We start from the raw sequence: 14,759 nt of genomic DNA, 5'->3' as shown, positions 1-14,759 counted from the left end.
ACTTGAATAATAAAAATTACGTTTTTGCTGCTTTTGCCATTACTTGCGGACTCTTGAGCAACACTGCCAATGCCGCTTCACCCGTGGTGTTCAAGACGGGGAACCTGAGCATCAACCCTTACGGGATTCTCGATCTGTCGCTGCAAGGCGGCAAGTTCACCGACGATCATCCTGGCCATACCATGGTCTCGGACGGCAACCTGCAAGCGTCGCGAATCGGCCTGAAGATCGACTACGCGTTGGGCAACAGCGGCTACGGTGTGCGGGCTTTCGGAGAACGCGGCCTGGTGCTGCGCAATATCTGGCGCACCGGCTACAACGAGGGCAGGATCTCCACCAACCGTGGTTATGGGGCAGGGGTGACCGGCCCATTCGGTTCGGTCGACATCGGCAGCCTGTACATGCCGATCTACTGGGTCTTTCTCGATTCGGACGTGGCGCTGTATGGCCTGTCCAACATGGCCTCGATCATGAGTCTGGAACACACCACCACCTTGGGAAAAAGCGGCACCGGCGGTTTCTACGACACCACCGTGCGTTACCGGACCCCGGAGGTGCATGGCTTCTCCAGCGAGCTGGGATATTCCTACGGCAATTCCAGTATTGAAAATGGCCCGGATCAGAATCGCACCAGCGGCTTCAACCTGCGCTATCGCGACGGCGATACCAAACTGGGCTACGGCTTCAATCAGCACGACTCAGCCCCCTCGCTGACCACCGGCGAGTTGTACCGACAGAATACTCATGTGTTGTCCGGCACGGTCAGGCTCGGCGGTTTGTTGTGGGGGGCGAACTATGTCTACTCGGAACGCGACACCGACGTGCGCTGGTTCGCTTCGGCGCAGATGGTCAACGCGCGCATCACTTTTGGTCCCGGTGACATCACTGTAGGTGTCTCGCACCGCATCGAAGCCGAGGGCGCGCGAGCCTGGGCGACGCACGCCGGCTACCTGTATTCGCTCAATACCAACACCCAGCTCTACACCTATGTCACTCACATCGAGAACAACGCCGACTCCGGGCAAGGTTTTGCGCTGTTAAGTGAAAGTTACCCGAGCGTGCCCAAGGGGTACGATCCATGGGCCATGACAGCGGGTACCCGCTGGGGATTCTGAGCATCTATGAATAGCTGGAAAAGAGGCCACCGATGAACATTCTTCGCCTGCGCAGCGGCGATCTGCATTTGGAGGTGCTACCGCAACTGGGCGGTGCTCTGGGCGGATTACGCCATCGGGATTTTGCCCTGTTGCGACCGTGGGATCGGGCCCCGAACGTTCGTCGCACCGGCTGTTATCCGTTGGTGCCCTATTCGAACCGGATCGCTGAGGGTCGGTTCCAGTACGGCGCGAGCCAGTACCAAGTGCCACGTAACTTTGGCGAACATGCCCATCCACTGCATGGCGTGGGGTGGCAGCGTGAGTGGCAGGTGATCGAATGCTCGCCCCGTGAGTGCCACCTGCGTCTGTCCCACGATCCAGCAGGGGAGGGCGGTGAGCACTGGCCGTTTGCGTTTCAGGTCGAGCAATATGTGAGCCTGGACGATCACGCGATGTCGCTGTCGATGACCCTGCGCAATGATAGCCGGCAGCCGATGCCGGCCGGGTTAGGTTGGCATCCCTATTTCCCTCGGCATCAGGGCATTGAGTTGTCCTTCGCCGCCAAGGCGATATGGCTCAACAGCAGCGACTCGTTGCCGCGTGAACGCCTGCCGGTGCCGCCGCAGTGGGACTTTGACCAGCGGCGGGCGCTGGGCCACGTTGGCCTGGACAACTGCTTCGAAGGCTGGCAACGGCACGCCGGGCTGTATTGGCCCCAGGCGGATATTGGCCTTGAGATCACCGCGCAAGAAGGGCTGGATCACCTGGTGGTCTTTACGCCTGCGGCACCCACAGATTTCATCGCGGTCGAACCGGTCAGTCACTTGAACAACGCCATCAACCTGCCTGCGCCGCAGGCCAATGGTATCGTCCTGTTGAGCCCCGGGGAGCACATGACGCGCACAATGCACATGAGCGTCAGGCAGTATGCGTTAGGAGCAAAAGTATGAGTTACACCGTCAAATGCGCCGTCGACCAGGTCAGTGAACTGGGCGAAAGTCCCGTTTGGTCAGTCCGGGAACAGGTGCTGTATTGGGCCGATATTCTCGGTGGTCAACTGCATCGGCTCGATCCGCAAACTGCAGTGGTTACAAGCATTACGCTGGCCGAGGAACTGGGCTGTTTTGGCTTGCGCCACCGGGGCGGTTTTATCGTCGCCCTACGTAGCGGCATCTACCTGCTAGGTGAGGGTGGGGCACTTGGCCGCAAGCTTGCGGACAATCCCTGCGGTCCCGCGAACAGCCGTTTCAACGATGGTCGCGTCGACCCCTGGGGGCGCTTCTGGGCAGGGACCATTTGGCAACCCCGGGACCGCAATGGCGGGGTGTTGATGCGCATCGATGAGCACCTGAGCGGGCAAGTCATGGCCGGCGACGTCATGGTCTCCAACGGACTAGCGTTCAGTCCGGACCGGGCCTGGATGTACCACAGCGACACACCCAACCATGTGCTGTATCGCTACCCCCTTGATGCCCACGGGCAGCCGGGTACACGCCAGACCGTGCGCACCTTCGAGCGCGGCGCCGGTGGGCGTCCGGATGGCGCCGCGTTCGACAGTGAAGGTTGTTACTGGAGTGCCCAATTCGACGGCGGACGCATCCTGCGTCTGGCACCGGACGGAACCCTGCTGGACGAGATCCGTGTGCCCACCCGCTGGCCGACCATGGTTGCGTTCGGTGGCCCTGACCTGCGCACGCTGTACATCACCAGTTCCCGGGAAAACCGCAGTGCCGAGGACCTAGCGGCGTGGCCGCTGTCGGGTTGCCTGTTTTCGGTCGAGGTGGACGTCGTAGGTTGCCCCGAGCCGTTGTTCGCCGGTTGAGCTTTTCCATTTATTTGCAAGGATTGGTCATGACCCAGCACACTCAAACGCGTTACCCATCCCTGACCAACAAAGTCATCCTGATCAGCGGAGGTGCCTCAGGCATTGGCGCCGCGTTCGTCGAAGCGTTTCACCAGCAGGGCGCCCGCGTGGCCTTTATCGACCTGGATCAGGCTGGAGGCCTGGCACTCGCCGCGGCGCTGGGTGAGGACCGCGTGCTATTCCTACCATGCAATGTACGTGATATCCCGGCGTTGCAGGCGGCCATTGTGGCAGTCGAGACGCGGTGGGGCGCGATCGATGTGTTAATCAATAACGCCGCGCGTGACGATCGCCATCCCATGCAGGAAGTCGGCGTCGATTACTGGGATGAGCGCATGGAGATCAACCTGCGCCATGCCTTTTTCGCCTCCCAGGCAGTGTCGCCCGGGATGACCCGACGCGGTGGCGGGGTGATCATCAATATGGGTTCGATTTCGTGGATGCGGGGGCGTCCTGGCATGGTCTGCTATACCACCGCTAAGGCCGCGATCAATGGCATGACTCGAACCCTGGCCCGGGAACTGGGCGACAGTGGCATTCGCGTCAACAGTCTGGTGCCGGGTGCCATTCGCACCGCCCGCCAGGACGCCATGTGGGCCAGCGACCCTGTAGGTCTGGAATTGGCCAGTCAGAATTTCATCGACCAGCAAATGCTGAAGTTCCGCCTCGACGCCAGCGACTGCGCACGGCTCGCGCTGTTTCTAGCGTCTGATGACAGCCGCGGGTGCACGGGACAGAACTTCGTCGTGGATGCCGGGCTGTCAATTCAATAAGCGTAAAAATCAGCCGAGAAGTTTCAACTCAATAGCTGGGAACTTCGCTGATGGAGCGTACTGGTAGCGCTCTCGCGACATCGACCTTATCGCAACAGTTCATATTCGAATAGCCTTGCATTTTGGTTTCTCGCGAGTAGCGTCAACGTCTTCTTCTGGACGATTCTGTTGAAAAAGTCGGTTTTTAAAGGGGCCTGAACTCAGGCACGACCACTACCGGAGAACCTACTCACCACATTGAATGGTTTTTCGGCCCTTCGGTGACCTTTGCAGCTCTGTTATTGGGTTAATTTGAGGTTTTTTGCTTGGTGCAGACGCACCTATCCCGTGACTGGTGGCCCTTGAGATGAAAATTTGGCCAGCCGTCGCAGGTTCCGCTCCGCAGCGGCCAGCGTGAATTTATCCGTCGCGCCACTCATGCCACGTACCTGGTGCATCGGTACAACTGGATTAGACCGCACCAATTCAACAACGGACTGGCCCCAGCTCAGGCCGAGAAAAAACTTAACGTGGTGTCCGGGATGAGTTGACCACTACAGAAAGAATTGACTTTCAAGGCGAGGAACCCCCCAAAGAAAGCCACCAATGAAAGAGGGTAGAAGACGAGGCGGTGCAAGTAGCGTATGAATTTGTCCAGATGTTGATTGAACTCCAGCCAAATCAGCGAGGATAGGGGCTGCAACTATGACATCAGGCAGACCTAGGCTAAGCCACTCTGAATCTGAGCCTTCAGGGAAGGGAAAGTAGAGGCGTGATTAGCGATTGATGTGTCAATGTTTTTCCATCTGAACTCGTTTTGCTATTTGCAATGGTGTCAATCCTCTCGACAATGCCCTCTCAAAATGTCAATTCGTCATATCGAGATTGACAGTCAACAGTGTTTCTAACAAAAACGCCAGAAGCCCACTAAGTCATGGGCTACAACGCTGTCAATGTCGAAGGTGCTATGTGATATCAACGACTATTGGCCGGATGATCCATTGGTGGCCGAGGCGACTGCACGGGCGAAACCGCGCGGGACCTGAAGAGCAAGAGATCGGCAGCTCCTACAAAATTGAAGCCGGTCACAGAATAACGGTACGACACCGATCTACTGTGGGAGCGAGCCTGCTCGCGAAGGCGTCGTTTCAGTCGACGCATCCGTTGCCTGATACAGCGCTTTCGCGAGCAGGCTCGCTCCCACAGTGATCGGTGGTGTGCCGAAGTTATGAACTACGGAGTGGCGGGGAGCAGGAACCGCGCGATCACCGGCAGGTGATCGGAGATGCGCAAGGTATCGTCCTGTCGAACCATCGCTTCAACCCGTTTGATTTTCGGGCTATAGAACAGATAGTCGACTGTACGATCCGGGCCATTCAGACCGGGGTCGTTGGGGTAGTGGGTCAGCCAGCGCGCACGGTCGATGCCGCTGGCTTCGTTGTTGGTCGGGATCATCGGGTACTTGTCCCACAGCAGATGCAGTTCGCTGTCGGCGGAGTAGGGCGTGCGCTGTTCGGCAGGCAGGCGGCGGTACTGGCCGAGCGGCAACAGATTGAAATCGCCGCCGATCAGCCACGGCAGGCCTTGGCTCTCATACTTGTCGAGCACTTTGGCTATGGCGGTCAATTGTGCCAGCGCGGTGTCACCCGGTTGGCTGGAGCGTTCAAGGTGGGTGTTGAACACGGTCAGTTGCCCGCCATCACTCAGGGGCAGTTTGGTCGCGAGCAGGGCGTCTTTCGGCTGGAACTGGCGGTTGATGAAGTTGGCGGCAGCGACCGGCAATTGCAGGCGTTCGGCGTGTTCGATGCGGTAGCGACTCAGGGTCGCCAGTTGCCGGCCGACGCTGCCGTAAATGTGCGGGTCGGGGACGAATTCGGCCTTCCAGTCGAACGCACTGGCACTGCACGGATACAGGTCGGCGACCCGTTCCTGCAACAGCTTGAGCTGGTTCTGATAGTCGCTGGCCTTGGCGCCGTCATCCAGTTCCTGCAACAGCACCAGATCGGGCTGCTCGTCGCGGATCACTCGCGCCACTTCGTCGAGGCTGAAGGCCATGTCTTCCAGCGTCGGCGCTTCATCATCGCCCTGAGCCAGATCACTCCAGAACACGTAGCGTTTGCCGGCCAGGTATTGCACGTTCCAGGTCATGACTTTCAGCGCCTGGCCCGGCACCAGCGTCGGCGTTGTGGCGGTGCAACTGACCGGCAAGGTTTCGCGGGCGTCGGGGCGCCAGGTCAGGCTGAACAGCAGCCCGCCGATCAGGATGATGGCGAGCACGACAAGCAACAGGGTGTAGCGCAGTAGACGGGTCATGGCTCGGCTTATAGCGTTACAGAAAGTGGCCCCGAGCATACCTGACGGTCGTCTCGAAGCCCAAGCGCAGTGCGCTCAGATGGCTCTGTCGCGTTTGTCAGGTAATTCGCTGATCAGCATGAACAGGCGGAACAGCACCACGCTGGTGAACAGTTGCAGGAAGCTGTGAGCGCTGTCGATCAGAATGGCGATCACAGGATTCTGCGGCTCGGGGTACACCGCCAGTGTCGCGCCTTTGAGCAACCACAGCGGCGTCATCACGCAGAGAATGCACAGCAGGATCCGCCAGAAATGCCCACGGGTCAGGCGCAGGCTTTCCTTCATCGCCTGCAAAGGCCCCATACCACGCAGTACCAGCAGGTATTCGCCGAACGCGAGCATCACCATCAGCATCAGGCCCGGCAGGAAATACAGCGACAGGCCCAGCAGAATCAGCAAGGTATTGAGCGCCGTGAGCAACGCGAAGCGCGGCCAAAGGGTGGCGGCCATCGCCAGCAGGTCGCGGTTGCGCGGCGCCTCGCCACGGCTGCGCGCATCGAGAAAGAGGATCAGTGCGGCGGTGTACAGCGGATACACCAACAGACCAACGACGATGCTGATCGCCGAGATGTTATCCGGCCCGCTGGCGTGATCGACCACTTGTTGCAGGAATGCTTCGAAAATCACCAGCGGCAGGCACAACCGCACGATGCTGCCCAAATGGCGTTTGAAAAAATACAGAGAGTCGCGCAGCACTTCGAGGGCATTCATCAGTCGGTATCGCAGGTCGAAAACAGTGGCTCACTTTAACCGATGATGGCTGGCGCGACACAAACGTAAACATTCGGTAAAGGTCATTGAAACGTTTTGTCGCCGTCTCCATTACAGGAGAGCACCTCGGCCAACGTGGACGAGGGCAATGTTATCCCCGGCAATCTACGAGGTCGCCATGAACAGCGAAGAGCAAACCCTGATCGATGGACTGTTTTCCCGGCTGCAACAGGCCGAAACGGAGGCAGCCCCGCGCGACGCCCAGGCCGAGGCGCGGATCAAGGAACACCTGACCCGCCAACCGGCGGCAGGTTATTTCATGACCCAGGCGATTCTGGTGCAAGAGGCAGCGCTCAAGAGCCTCGACGAGCAGAACAAGCAACTGATTCAGCAAGTCCAGCAGTTGCAGGCCGAGTTGCAAGCGGCCAAGGCGCAGAGTGCCGCACCGGCGCCGAGCGGCGGCGGTGGTTTCCTGTCGAGCATTTTTGGTGGCAGCCCGCGTCCGGCGTCGACCCAGAGCGCCCCAGCCTCGACTGGCGGCTGGCGCGAACCGGCACCGCAACAGAATTACGCGGCCCCCGCGCCACAACAGAACTTCGGCGCGCCACCGCCTAACTATGCGCAACAAGCCGCTCCGGCAGCCGGCAGCAGCTTCCTCGGCGGCGCCTTGAAAACCGCCGCCGGTGTGGCCGGTGGCGTGATGCTGGCGCAGGGCATCAGCAGCCTGTTCCATCACAACCAGCAGCCGGAAGAAATCGTTGAAGTGATCAAGGAAGAGCCGGCGCAGGTCGCCGACCAGAGCAACAACGGCTGGGGCGATGACCAGCGTGTGGCCGATAACGGCTTCTCTGGCAATGACCAGGGCGGCTTCACCGACACCGACTACGGCAACGACAACTCATCGTTCTTCGATGACGACGATTCCTTCGTCTGACTCACCATTCGTCCGGAGCCCCTGAGGGCTCCGGGCCGATTATTCGCGGAACCCTCCTGATGGCTGGCATACTGAGCGCCTTTTTCGGGCCTGGCGCCTGATCCCGCTTCGTGCGCTTGCGCGCCCACAGGAACTCCGGTGAAAAAAATCGCAGTGTTCGCCGACGTGCAGAACCTCTACTACACCGTGCGTCAGGCTTATGGTTGTCACTTCAACTACGCCGCATTGTGGGCCGACATCAGCAAGGACGGGCAGATCGTCGAGGCCTACGCCTACGCGATCGACCGTGGCGACAGCAAACAGCAACAGTTCCAGCAGATCCTGCGCAACCTCGGTTTCACGGTGAAGCTCAAGCCCTACATCCAGCGCAGCGACGGCTCTGCCAAGGGCGACTGGGACGTGGGCATCACCCTCGACATCATGGACGCCGCCGACCACGTCGACGAAATCGTCCTGGCTTCCGGTGACGGCGATTTCGACATGCTGCTCGAACGCATCATCAGCAAACACGGCGTGCAAGCGGTCGCCTACGGCGTGCCGGGCCTGACCGCCAACTCGCTGATCCGCGCCGCCAGCCGTTATGTGCCGATCGAAGGCGCACTGTTGTTGAAGAATTGAGCTGTTACTGAAGAATTGATTTGTACGGAGTTGAACCCGGTTTGGAACGCATTGCAGTCATCGACTTTGAAACCACTGGCCTGTCGCCGAACAGCAACTGCCGCGCCACGGAAATCGCTGTGGTCATGCTGGAAAACGGCCGCATCGTCGAGCGTTACCAGAGCCTGATGAACGCCGGCGTACGCGTCCCTGCGTTCATCGAGCAACTGACCGGCATCAGCAACGCCATGTTGCGCACCGCGCCCTCGGCCGAGCAGGTGATGAACGAGGTCAATGAGTTTGTCGGTTGCACGCCGCTGGTCGCGCACAATGCCTCGTTCGACCAGAAGTTCTGGGACTTTGAACTGGGGCGGATCAAGCGCACGCGGTTGCAGAACTTTGCCTGCTCGCTGCTGCTGGCACGGCGGCTGATGCCGGCCGCGCCTAATCATAAGTTGGGTACGCTGACCACGTTTGCGCGCCTGCCGCACACGGGGCAGGCTCACCGGGCCATGGCCGATGCCGAGATGGCGGCGAATCTGATGGCGCATCTGGCGGATGAGTTGCGGCACAAGCACGGCGTCAGTGAGTTATCGCATGACCTGCTGTGCAAACTGCAAAAAGTCCCCGCCGCGAAAGTCAGCGAACACCTGCAGCGCTACCGCTGATCCCAAGCCCAACACAGAACCCCTGTAGGAGTGAGCCTGCTCGCGATGACGGTGTGTCAGTCAATATTTGTTTCGACTGATACTCCGCGATCGCGAGCAGGCTCACTCCTACATTGGATTTGTGGTGATCCGAACTATTTGCCGTTGCCTTCGATCTGGCCTAACGGCACGCGCTTTTCGATCGCGCTCGACAACACAATCGAGGTCCTGCTGAAGCCAAACTTCGCCACCCGATTGATCAACGCCTCCAGCTCCGTCATCGAGCCCACCGCGGCCTTCATCATCACGCACGGATCGCCCGTGACTCGAAAGCATTCGGTCAGTTGCGGGATCTTCACCAGTTCGTCGTAGACCTTCTGGCTGCCGTTCTGGTGCAGACGTAATTCGATCATGCATTGGATCGGCAGACCGATTTTCGACAGGTCGATTTTCGCCTCATACCCGGTGATCACCCCGGATGCCTCAAGCTTGGCAACGCGCTCGGCTACGGCCGGGGCGGAGAGGTTAACTTTGCGCGCCAGATCGGCGTAGGACGCACGGCCGTTTTCCAGCAGGGCGCTGAGCAGCATGCGGTCGTATTTGTCCAAGGCCGGACTCCTGAAAATGCCAGACTTTCGAAATCCCGGTTTATTCCGATGATCTCCGTTCTTTCAAAAGTGTACCGGCCCTATAAACAGGTTTTGTAGCTTATTTTTGCTCGCCGGCCTTTCTAGAATAATTCATTCGCTACTTCTGACTTTCGAGCTGCCCATGCCTGCCTTGCGCCGTTTTTCCTTGCCGTTGATCGCCGCGTTTTTCGCGTTGTATGTGATTTGGGGATCGACCTATCTGGTGATCCGAATTGGCGTCCAATACTGGCCGCCGCTGATGCTCGGCGGGGTGCGCTTCGTGATCGCCGGCAGCCTGATGTACGCCTTCCTGCGCTGGCGCGGGGCACCGGCGCCGACCTGGGCGCAGTGGAAGGCGGCGGGGATCATCGGCATTTTACTGCTCAGTTTCGGTAACGGCGCGGTGAGTGTGGCCGAGCACACCGGTGTGGCTTCGGGTGTGGCGGCGTTGGCGGTGGCGACGGTACCGCTGTTTACTTTGCTGTGTGGCTATTTCTGGGGCGCGCGCAATACCCGGCTCGAGTGGGCCGGGGTGGCGTTGGGGATTGTTGGTATTGCCATGCTCAACATGGGCTCCAACCTGCAATCGAGTCCGCTGGGCGCAGCATTGCTGATTTTCGCGGCGGCAACCTGGGCGTTCGGTTCGGTGTGGAGCAGACATTTGCCGTTGCCACAGGGCGCGATGGCCAGTGCGGTGGAAATGCTGGTCGGCGGTGTGGTGTTGCTGATCGGTAGCGCTGTCAGCGGCGAGCATCTGCAAGCCATGCCACCGGTTGAAGGCTGGCTGGCGCTGGCGTACCTGATCTTCTTCGGCTCGATCATCGCCTTCAATTCCTACATGTACCTGCTCAAGCACGTGCGTCCGGCGGCGGCGACCAGTTATGCCTACGTCAACCCGGCGGTCGCGGTGTTGCTGGGGATTGTGTTTGTCGGCGAGACCATCGGCATCGAAGAAGCGCTGGCGATGCTGGTGATCATCAGCGCGGTGGTGTTGATCGGACTGCCGCAGTGGCGCCGTCCGGCACAGCCGCCAGTCGTGGCGCCGACAGCCGTTCCCACAGAAACGCGTACGAATTAGGGTAAACTGCGCGGCATTGCATGCCTGCGTTATTTTTTCCTACGGTACTCCCATGACTTTCGCCACCCTTGGCCTGATCGAACCCTTGCTGCGCTCCCTCGAGACGCTCGGCTACCAGACCCCGACGCCGGTTCAGGCGCAAGCCATTCCGGCCGTGCTGGCCGGTCGTGACTTGATGGCAGCCGCTCAGACCGGCACTGGCAAAACCGCCGGTTTCGCCTTGCCACTGCTGCAGTTGCTGGCCATGGAAGGGCCGAAAGTCGCTGCCAACTCGGCGCGTGCACTGATTCTGGTGCCGACCCGTGAACTGGCCGAGCAGGTTCATGAGTCTGTGCGTCAGTACGCCGAAAACCTGCCGCTGCGTACCTATGCGGTTTACGGCGGCGTCAGCATCAATCCGCAGATGATGAAGCTGCGCGGCGGCGTCGATGTGCTGGTCGCCACGCCCGGTCGCCTGATCGACCTGTTCCGCCAGAACGCGCTGAAACTCGATCAGTTGCAGACTCTGGTGCTGGATGAAGCCGATCGTATGCTCGACCTGGGCTTCTCCGAAGAACTGGCGAACATTTACCGCATGCTGCCGAAAAAGCGCCAGACCCTGCTGTTTTCCGCAACCTTCTCCGATGACATCCGCCTGCTCGCCGGGCAGATGCTCAACGATCCGCTGACCGTCGAAGTCAGCCCGCGCAACGTCGCGGCCAATACGGTCAAGCAGTGGATCGTCACGGTGGACAAGAAGCGCAAGGCCGAACTGTTCGTGCACCTGATGCGCAAGAACAAGTGGAAGCAGGTGCTGGTGTTCGCCAAGACCCGTAACGGTGTGGATGCGCTGGTGGAAAAACTCCAGGGCCTGGGCGTGAATGCCGACGGTATCCACGGCGATAAGCCGCAGGCCACCCGTCAGCGTGCGCTGGATCGTTTCAAGCTCAGTGAAGTGCAGATTCTGGTGGCAACTGACGTGGCTGCCCGTGGTCTGGATATCGAAGATCTGCCGCTGGTGATCAACTTCGATCTGCCGATCGTGGCTGAAGACTACATTCACCGTATCGGCCGCACGGGTCGTGCTGGCGCGACGGGCGAAGCGATCTCGCTGGTGTGCGCGGATGAAGTGAACATGTTGTCGGCGATTGAAATGCTGACGCGCCAGACCTTGAAACGCCAGAACGAGCCGGATTTCGAACCGGAGCATCGCGTGCCGGATACCGATGCCAGTGGTCAGGTGATCAAGAAGCCGAAAAAACCGAAGAAGCCGAAGGCTTCCGGTGGTGGCGGCAAGCGTAATCTGGGCAAGTGGGTCGACAGCGGCGAGACGCAGGCGCCGGAGCCTTCGGTCAAGCCTGTGCGTAAAGTGCCGGTGTTTAATACCGGGCCGCGTAAGCGTAAGCCTTAAAGTCAAAAGCCCCTCACCCTAACCCTCTCCCAGGGGGAGAGGGGACTGATTGGGGGATGCTCCCGAAGTACGCCGACCTGATTCTTCTGTTGTGAATCCATAATCGACAGAGTTTCGCCAGACACCTCGGTCGGTTGGCCGAATCCATAATCGACTCGGTGTTTCAGGTCGATGTTGGACGCCAGACACCTCGGTCGGCTCCCTCTCCCTCTGGGACAGGGCTGGGGTGAGGGTTTAGCTTTTCAGCCACTGCACAATTCCCAACCCGGCCGCCCGGCCACTGGCAAAACACCCCGTCAGCAAATAGCCGCCCGTTGGTGCTTCCCAGTCAAGCATCTCGCCCGCGCAGAACACCCCCGGCAACGCCTTGATCATCAAGCGTTCGTCCATCGCCTCGAACGTCACGCCCCCGGCACTGCTGATCGCCTCGTCCAATGGCCGCGTTTTGACCAGCGTCAGCGGCAACGCTTTGATCGCCCGCGCCAACAGCGCCGGATCAGCAAACGTCGCCGCATCAGTCAACTCGCGCAACAACGCCGCTTTCACCCCATCAATCCCGACCTGACTGTGCAGATGCTTGGCCATCGACCGCGAACCGCGTGGTTTGCTCAACGCTGCCTGCAATTTATCCACAGGTCGGCCGGGCAACAGATCAATGTGAACAACCGCCGCGCCATGCTGATTGATCGCTTCACGAATCGGCGCCGACAGCGCATAAATCAGACTGCCTTCAATGCCGGTCGCGGTGATCACGCATTCGCCCAAACGCGGCACATCGTCGTTCAAGCCGATGGCGATATTTTTCAGCGGTGCGCCGGCGAATTTGCTCACCATCAAATCGCTCCAGGCCTGCACCTCGAAGCCGCAATTACTCGGCTGCAACGGCGCCAGTTCTACACCGCGCTGCTCCAGGGCGAGCATCCACGCACCGTCGGAACCGAGGCGCGACCAACTGCCGCCGCCGAGGGCAAGCAGCGTGGCATCGGGTTTGACGGTGATTTCACCTTCCGGGCTGTCGATGCGCAGCGCGCCATGTGCATCCCAACCGAGCCAGCGATGGCGGGTGTGGATAACGACGCCGCTGTCGCGCAGACGTTTGAGCCAGGCGCGCAGTAGCGGGGCCGCTTTCATATCAGTGGGGAACACCCGGCCGGAGCTGCCGACAAAGGTTTCGATGCCCAGGTCGTGAATCCATTTACACAACGCATCGGCATCGAAACCGCGCAGCAGCGGGGCGATTTGCGGGGCGCGCTCGGCGTAGCGTGAAAGGAACGCCGGGTAGGCTTCGGAGTGGGTGATGTTCATGCCGCCGACGCCAGCGAGCAGGAACTTGCGGCCGACCGAGGGCATGCCGTCGTAGAGATCGACGCGGATTCCGGCCTGGCTCAGCACTTCGGCGGCCATCAGGCCGGCGGGGCCACCGCCGATGATGGCGACGTGAGCGGGGGAGGAGGCGGAAGTCTGGGTCATGGCGTGCGCTGCGGTATGGCGGGATAAGGCGCGCATTCTAACAGTCGAGATCTTTTGTAGGAGTGAGCCTGCTCGCGATAGCGGTGTATCAGCCAAGTTAATGTTGAAGGTGCTGACGCTATCGCGAGCAGGCTCACTCCTACAAGGGATTCGGATTGGCTTGAAATGTTGGTTGAAAAATGATCAGTGCGCTGCAGGCCATAACCGGTATGGCCTGCAGTCCCTTTCACTCAGGTTATCCACAGGCCGTTCCACAGCGATTGTGGGTAACGCAGCACAACTCAATGACAACCGTGTGACTGCCAGACCCGTTGCGCGCTGTGATGGAGGATGCCGTGGCGGCGGGCGAGGGCGTGGCGATCCTTGCTGTAGCCGCCGCCAATCACGCCCATCACCGGAATATCGCGCCCCAGGCAATGGCGCATCACGCTTTCGTCGCGGGCGGCGACGCCTTCGTCGGTCAGTTGCAGATAACCGAGGGCATCGTCCTTGTGTACATCGACGCCGGCGTCGTACAGCACCAGGTCCGGTTGATACAGCGGCAGCAGATAGTTGAGCGTGTCGTCGACCACTTTCAAATAATCAGCGTCGCCCATGCCCTTGGGCAGCGGGATGTCCCAGTCACTTTCCGCCTTGCGTGCAGGAAAATTCTTCTCGCAGTGCAGGGAAACGGTAATCGCCTCCGGCGTGTCATGCAGGATTCGCGCGGTGCCGTCGCCCTGATGCACGTCGCAGTCGAAGATCAGCACGCGATTGACCCGGCCGCTTTGCAGCAGGTAATGGCTGATGATCGCCAGGTCATTGAAGATGCAGAAGCCTGCCGGGTAGTCGTAGTGCGCATGGTGGGTGCCGCCGGCCAAGTGGCAGGCCAAGCCATGTTCCAAGGCTTTTTCCGCCGCCAGAATTGAACCGCCGACCGCCCGTACCGTGCGCCGCGCCAAGGCTTCGTTCCACGGCAGACCCAGACGCCGTTGGTCTTCGCGGGACAACTCGCCGCTCATGTAGCGTTCGATATACGCACGGTCATGGGCGAGGGCGAGGATGTCGTTGGGGCAGATCTCGGGCCGCAGCAGATCGGCGTCGCGGGTCAGACCGCTGTCGACCAGGTGATCGCGCAGCAGACGAAACTTGTCCATCGGGAAGCGGTGATCCGCCGGAAACTCGGGGCTGTAGTCTTCGTGGTAGATCAGCGGCAGTGGCATGGCGGTTTCATGTAGGAACGTAGGAAAGAGTGAAGG

General features: G+C 60.0%; 14 protein-coding genes. 9 read left to right on the top strand and 5 right to left on the bottom strand.

Annotated elements, in window-relative coordinates; translation table 11 throughout:
- Nucleotides 1-2 precede the first annotated feature (2 nt).
- Genes HU754_RS26180 through HU754_RS26165 form a run of 4 tightly spaced genes read left to right on the top strand, consistent with a single transcriptional unit; the run spans nt 3 to nt 3,734 of the window.
- Nucleotides 3-1,115 (top strand): porin, encoded by a 1,113-nt coding sequence (locus HU754_RS26180; RefSeq protein WP_225919944.1) that lies wholly within the window; start codon nt 3-5, stop codon nt 1,113-1,115.
- 32 nt (nt 1,116-1,147) lie between these two features.
- Nucleotides 1,148-2,047 (top strand): aldose 1-epimerase, encoded by a 900-nt coding sequence (locus HU754_RS26175; RefSeq protein WP_186624027.1) that lies wholly within the window; start codon nt 1,148-1,150, stop codon nt 2,045-2,047.
- On the top strand, nt 2,044-2,919 hold the full coding sequence (locus HU754_RS26170) for a 6-deoxy-6-sulfogluconolactonase (protein ID WP_186624025.1): 876 nt from the start codon (nt 2,044-2,046) through the stop codon (nt 2,917-2,919). The genes HU754_RS26175 and HU754_RS26170 overlap by 4 nt, the downstream gene beginning before the upstream one ends.
- Nucleotides 2,920-2,948: 29 nt before the next feature.
- Nucleotides 2,949-3,734, top strand: coding sequence for an SDR family NAD(P)-dependent oxidoreductase (locus tag HU754_RS26165; protein WP_186624023.1), 786 nt, complete (start codon nt 2,949-2,951; stop codon nt 3,732-3,734).
- 1,212 nt (nt 3,735-4,946) lie between these two features.
- On the opposite strand, the gene HU754_RS26160 is transcribed toward HU754_RS26165, so the two are convergent.
- Both HU754_RS26160 and HU754_RS26155 read right to left on the bottom strand, forming a co-directional pair.
- A complete protein-coding gene (locus HU754_RS26160; RefSeq protein ID WP_186624021.1) occupies nt 4,947-6,026 on the bottom strand; it encodes an endonuclease/exonuclease/phosphatase family protein in 1,080 nt (359 codons plus the stop codon).
- A gap of 75 nt (nt 6,027-6,101) precedes the next feature.
- Nucleotides 6,102-6,776 (bottom strand): YciC family protein, encoded by a 675-nt coding sequence (locus tag HU754_RS26155; protein WP_093434664.1) that lies wholly within the window; start codon nt 6,774-6,776, stop codon nt 6,102-6,104.
- Between the two features lie 178 nt (nt 6,777-6,954).
- Between HU754_RS26155 and HU754_RS26150 the strand changes: the two genes are divergently transcribed.
- From HU754_RS26150 to HU754_RS26140, 3 genes are all read left to right on the top strand, one after another.
- Entirely contained in the window at nt 6,955-7,710 is a 756-nt protein-coding gene (locus tag HU754_RS26150; RefSeq protein ID WP_186624043.1) for a DUF2076 domain-containing protein, read from the top strand.
- 138 nt (nt 7,711-7,848) lie between these two features.
- On the top strand, nt 7,849-8,328 hold the full coding sequence (locus tag HU754_RS26145; RefSeq protein ID WP_007949802.1) for a LabA-like NYN domain-containing protein: 480 nt from the start codon (nt 7,849-7,851) through the stop codon (nt 8,326-8,328).
- 41 nt (nt 8,329-8,369) lie between these two features.
- Complete coding sequence (locus tag HU754_RS26140) at nt 8,370-8,975, top strand: 3'-5' exonuclease (protein WP_077574644.1); 606 nt, start codon at nt 8,370-8,372, stop codon at nt 8,973-8,975.
- Nucleotides 8,976-9,109: 134 nt separating this feature from the next.
- Here the strand turns inward: HU754_RS26140 and HU754_RS26135 are convergent, their stop codons facing one another.
- On the bottom strand, nt 9,110-9,562 hold the full coding sequence (locus tag HU754_RS26135) for an Lrp/AsnC family transcriptional regulator (RefSeq protein WP_186624010.1): 453 nt from the start codon (nt 9,560-9,562) through the stop codon (nt 9,110-9,112).
- 163 nt (nt 9,563-9,725) lie between these two features.
- Between HU754_RS26135 and yedA the strand changes: the two genes are divergently transcribed.
- Together yedA and rhlE1 are read left to right on the top strand one after the other, a co-directional pair.
- Nucleotides 9,726-10,661 carry a drug/metabolite exporter YedA gene (gene yedA / locus HU754_RS26130; protein ID WP_186624009.1) on the top strand — a complete coding sequence of 312 codons (936 nt, stop codon included), beginning with the start codon at nt 9,726-9,728 and terminating at the stop codon, nt 10,659-10,661.
- 52 nt (nt 10,662-10,713) lie between these two features.
- Nucleotides 10,714-12,051 (top strand): RNA helicase RhlE1, encoded by a 1,338-nt coding sequence (rhlE1, locus tag HU754_RS26125; protein WP_093434676.1) that lies wholly within the window; start codon nt 10,714-10,716, stop codon nt 12,049-12,051.
- 234 nt (nt 12,052-12,285) lie between these two features.
- On the opposite strand, the gene HU754_RS26120 is transcribed toward rhlE1, so the two are convergent.
- Both HU754_RS26120 and HU754_RS26115 read right to left on the bottom strand, forming a co-directional pair.
- Nucleotides 12,286-13,521, bottom strand: coding sequence for a TIGR03862 family flavoprotein (locus HU754_RS26120; protein ID WP_186624007.1), 1,236 nt, complete (start codon nt 13,519-13,521; stop codon nt 12,286-12,288).
- 281 nt (nt 13,522-13,802) lie between these two features.
- The gene (locus HU754_RS26115; protein WP_034153803.1) at nt 13,803-14,723 is read right to left on the bottom strand and encodes a histone deacetylase family protein; all 921 of its coding nucleotides are present in this window, start codon (nt 14,721-14,723) and stop codon (nt 13,803-13,805) included.
- Nucleotides 14,724-14,759: the final 36 nt, after the last annotated feature.

The organism is Pseudomonas zeae (genome assembly GCF_014268485.2).
GTDB lineage: Bacteria > Pseudomonadota > Gammaproteobacteria > Pseudomonadales > Pseudomonadaceae > Aquipseudomonas > Aquipseudomonas neuropathica.
This window is presented reverse-complemented; position numbering and strand designations above follow the sequence as displayed.

Coding starts and splice junctions, on each gene's coding strand:
- HU754_RS26175 (WP_186624027.1), top strand. CDS start 1,148: ATGAACATTCTTCGCCTGCGCAGCGGCGATCTGCATTTGGAGGTGCTA.
- HU754_RS26170 (WP_186624025.1), top strand. CDS start 2,044: ATGAGTTACACCGTCAAATGCGCCGTCGACCAGGTCAGTGAACTGGGC.
- HU754_RS26165 (WP_186624023.1), top strand. CDS start 2,949: ATGACCCAGCACACTCAAACGCGTTACCCATCCCTGACCAACAAAGTC.
- HU754_RS26160 (WP_186624021.1), bottom strand. CDS start 6,026: ATGACCCGTCTACTGCGCTACACCCTGTTGCTTGTCGTGCTCGCCATC.
- HU754_RS26155 (WP_093434664.1), bottom strand. CDS start 6,776: ATGAATGCCCTCGAAGTGCTGCGCGACTCTCTGTATTTTTTCAAACGC.
- HU754_RS26150 (WP_186624043.1), top strand. CDS start 6,955: ATGAACAGCGAAGAGCAAACCCTGATCGATGGACTGTTTTCCCGGCTG.
- yedA (WP_186624009.1), top strand. CDS start 9,726: ATGCCTGCCTTGCGCCGTTTTTCCTTGCCGTTGATCGCCGCGTTTTTC.
- rhlE1 (WP_093434676.1), top strand. CDS start 10,714: ATGACTTTCGCCACCCTTGGCCTGATCGAACCCTTGCTGCGCTCCCTC.
- HU754_RS26120 (WP_186624007.1), bottom strand. CDS start 13,521: ATGACCCAGACTTCCGCCTCCTCCCCCGCTCACGTCGCCATCATCGGC.
- HU754_RS26115 (WP_034153803.1), bottom strand. CDS start 14,723: ATGCCACTGCCGCTGATCTACCACGAAGACTACAGCCCCGAGTTTCCG.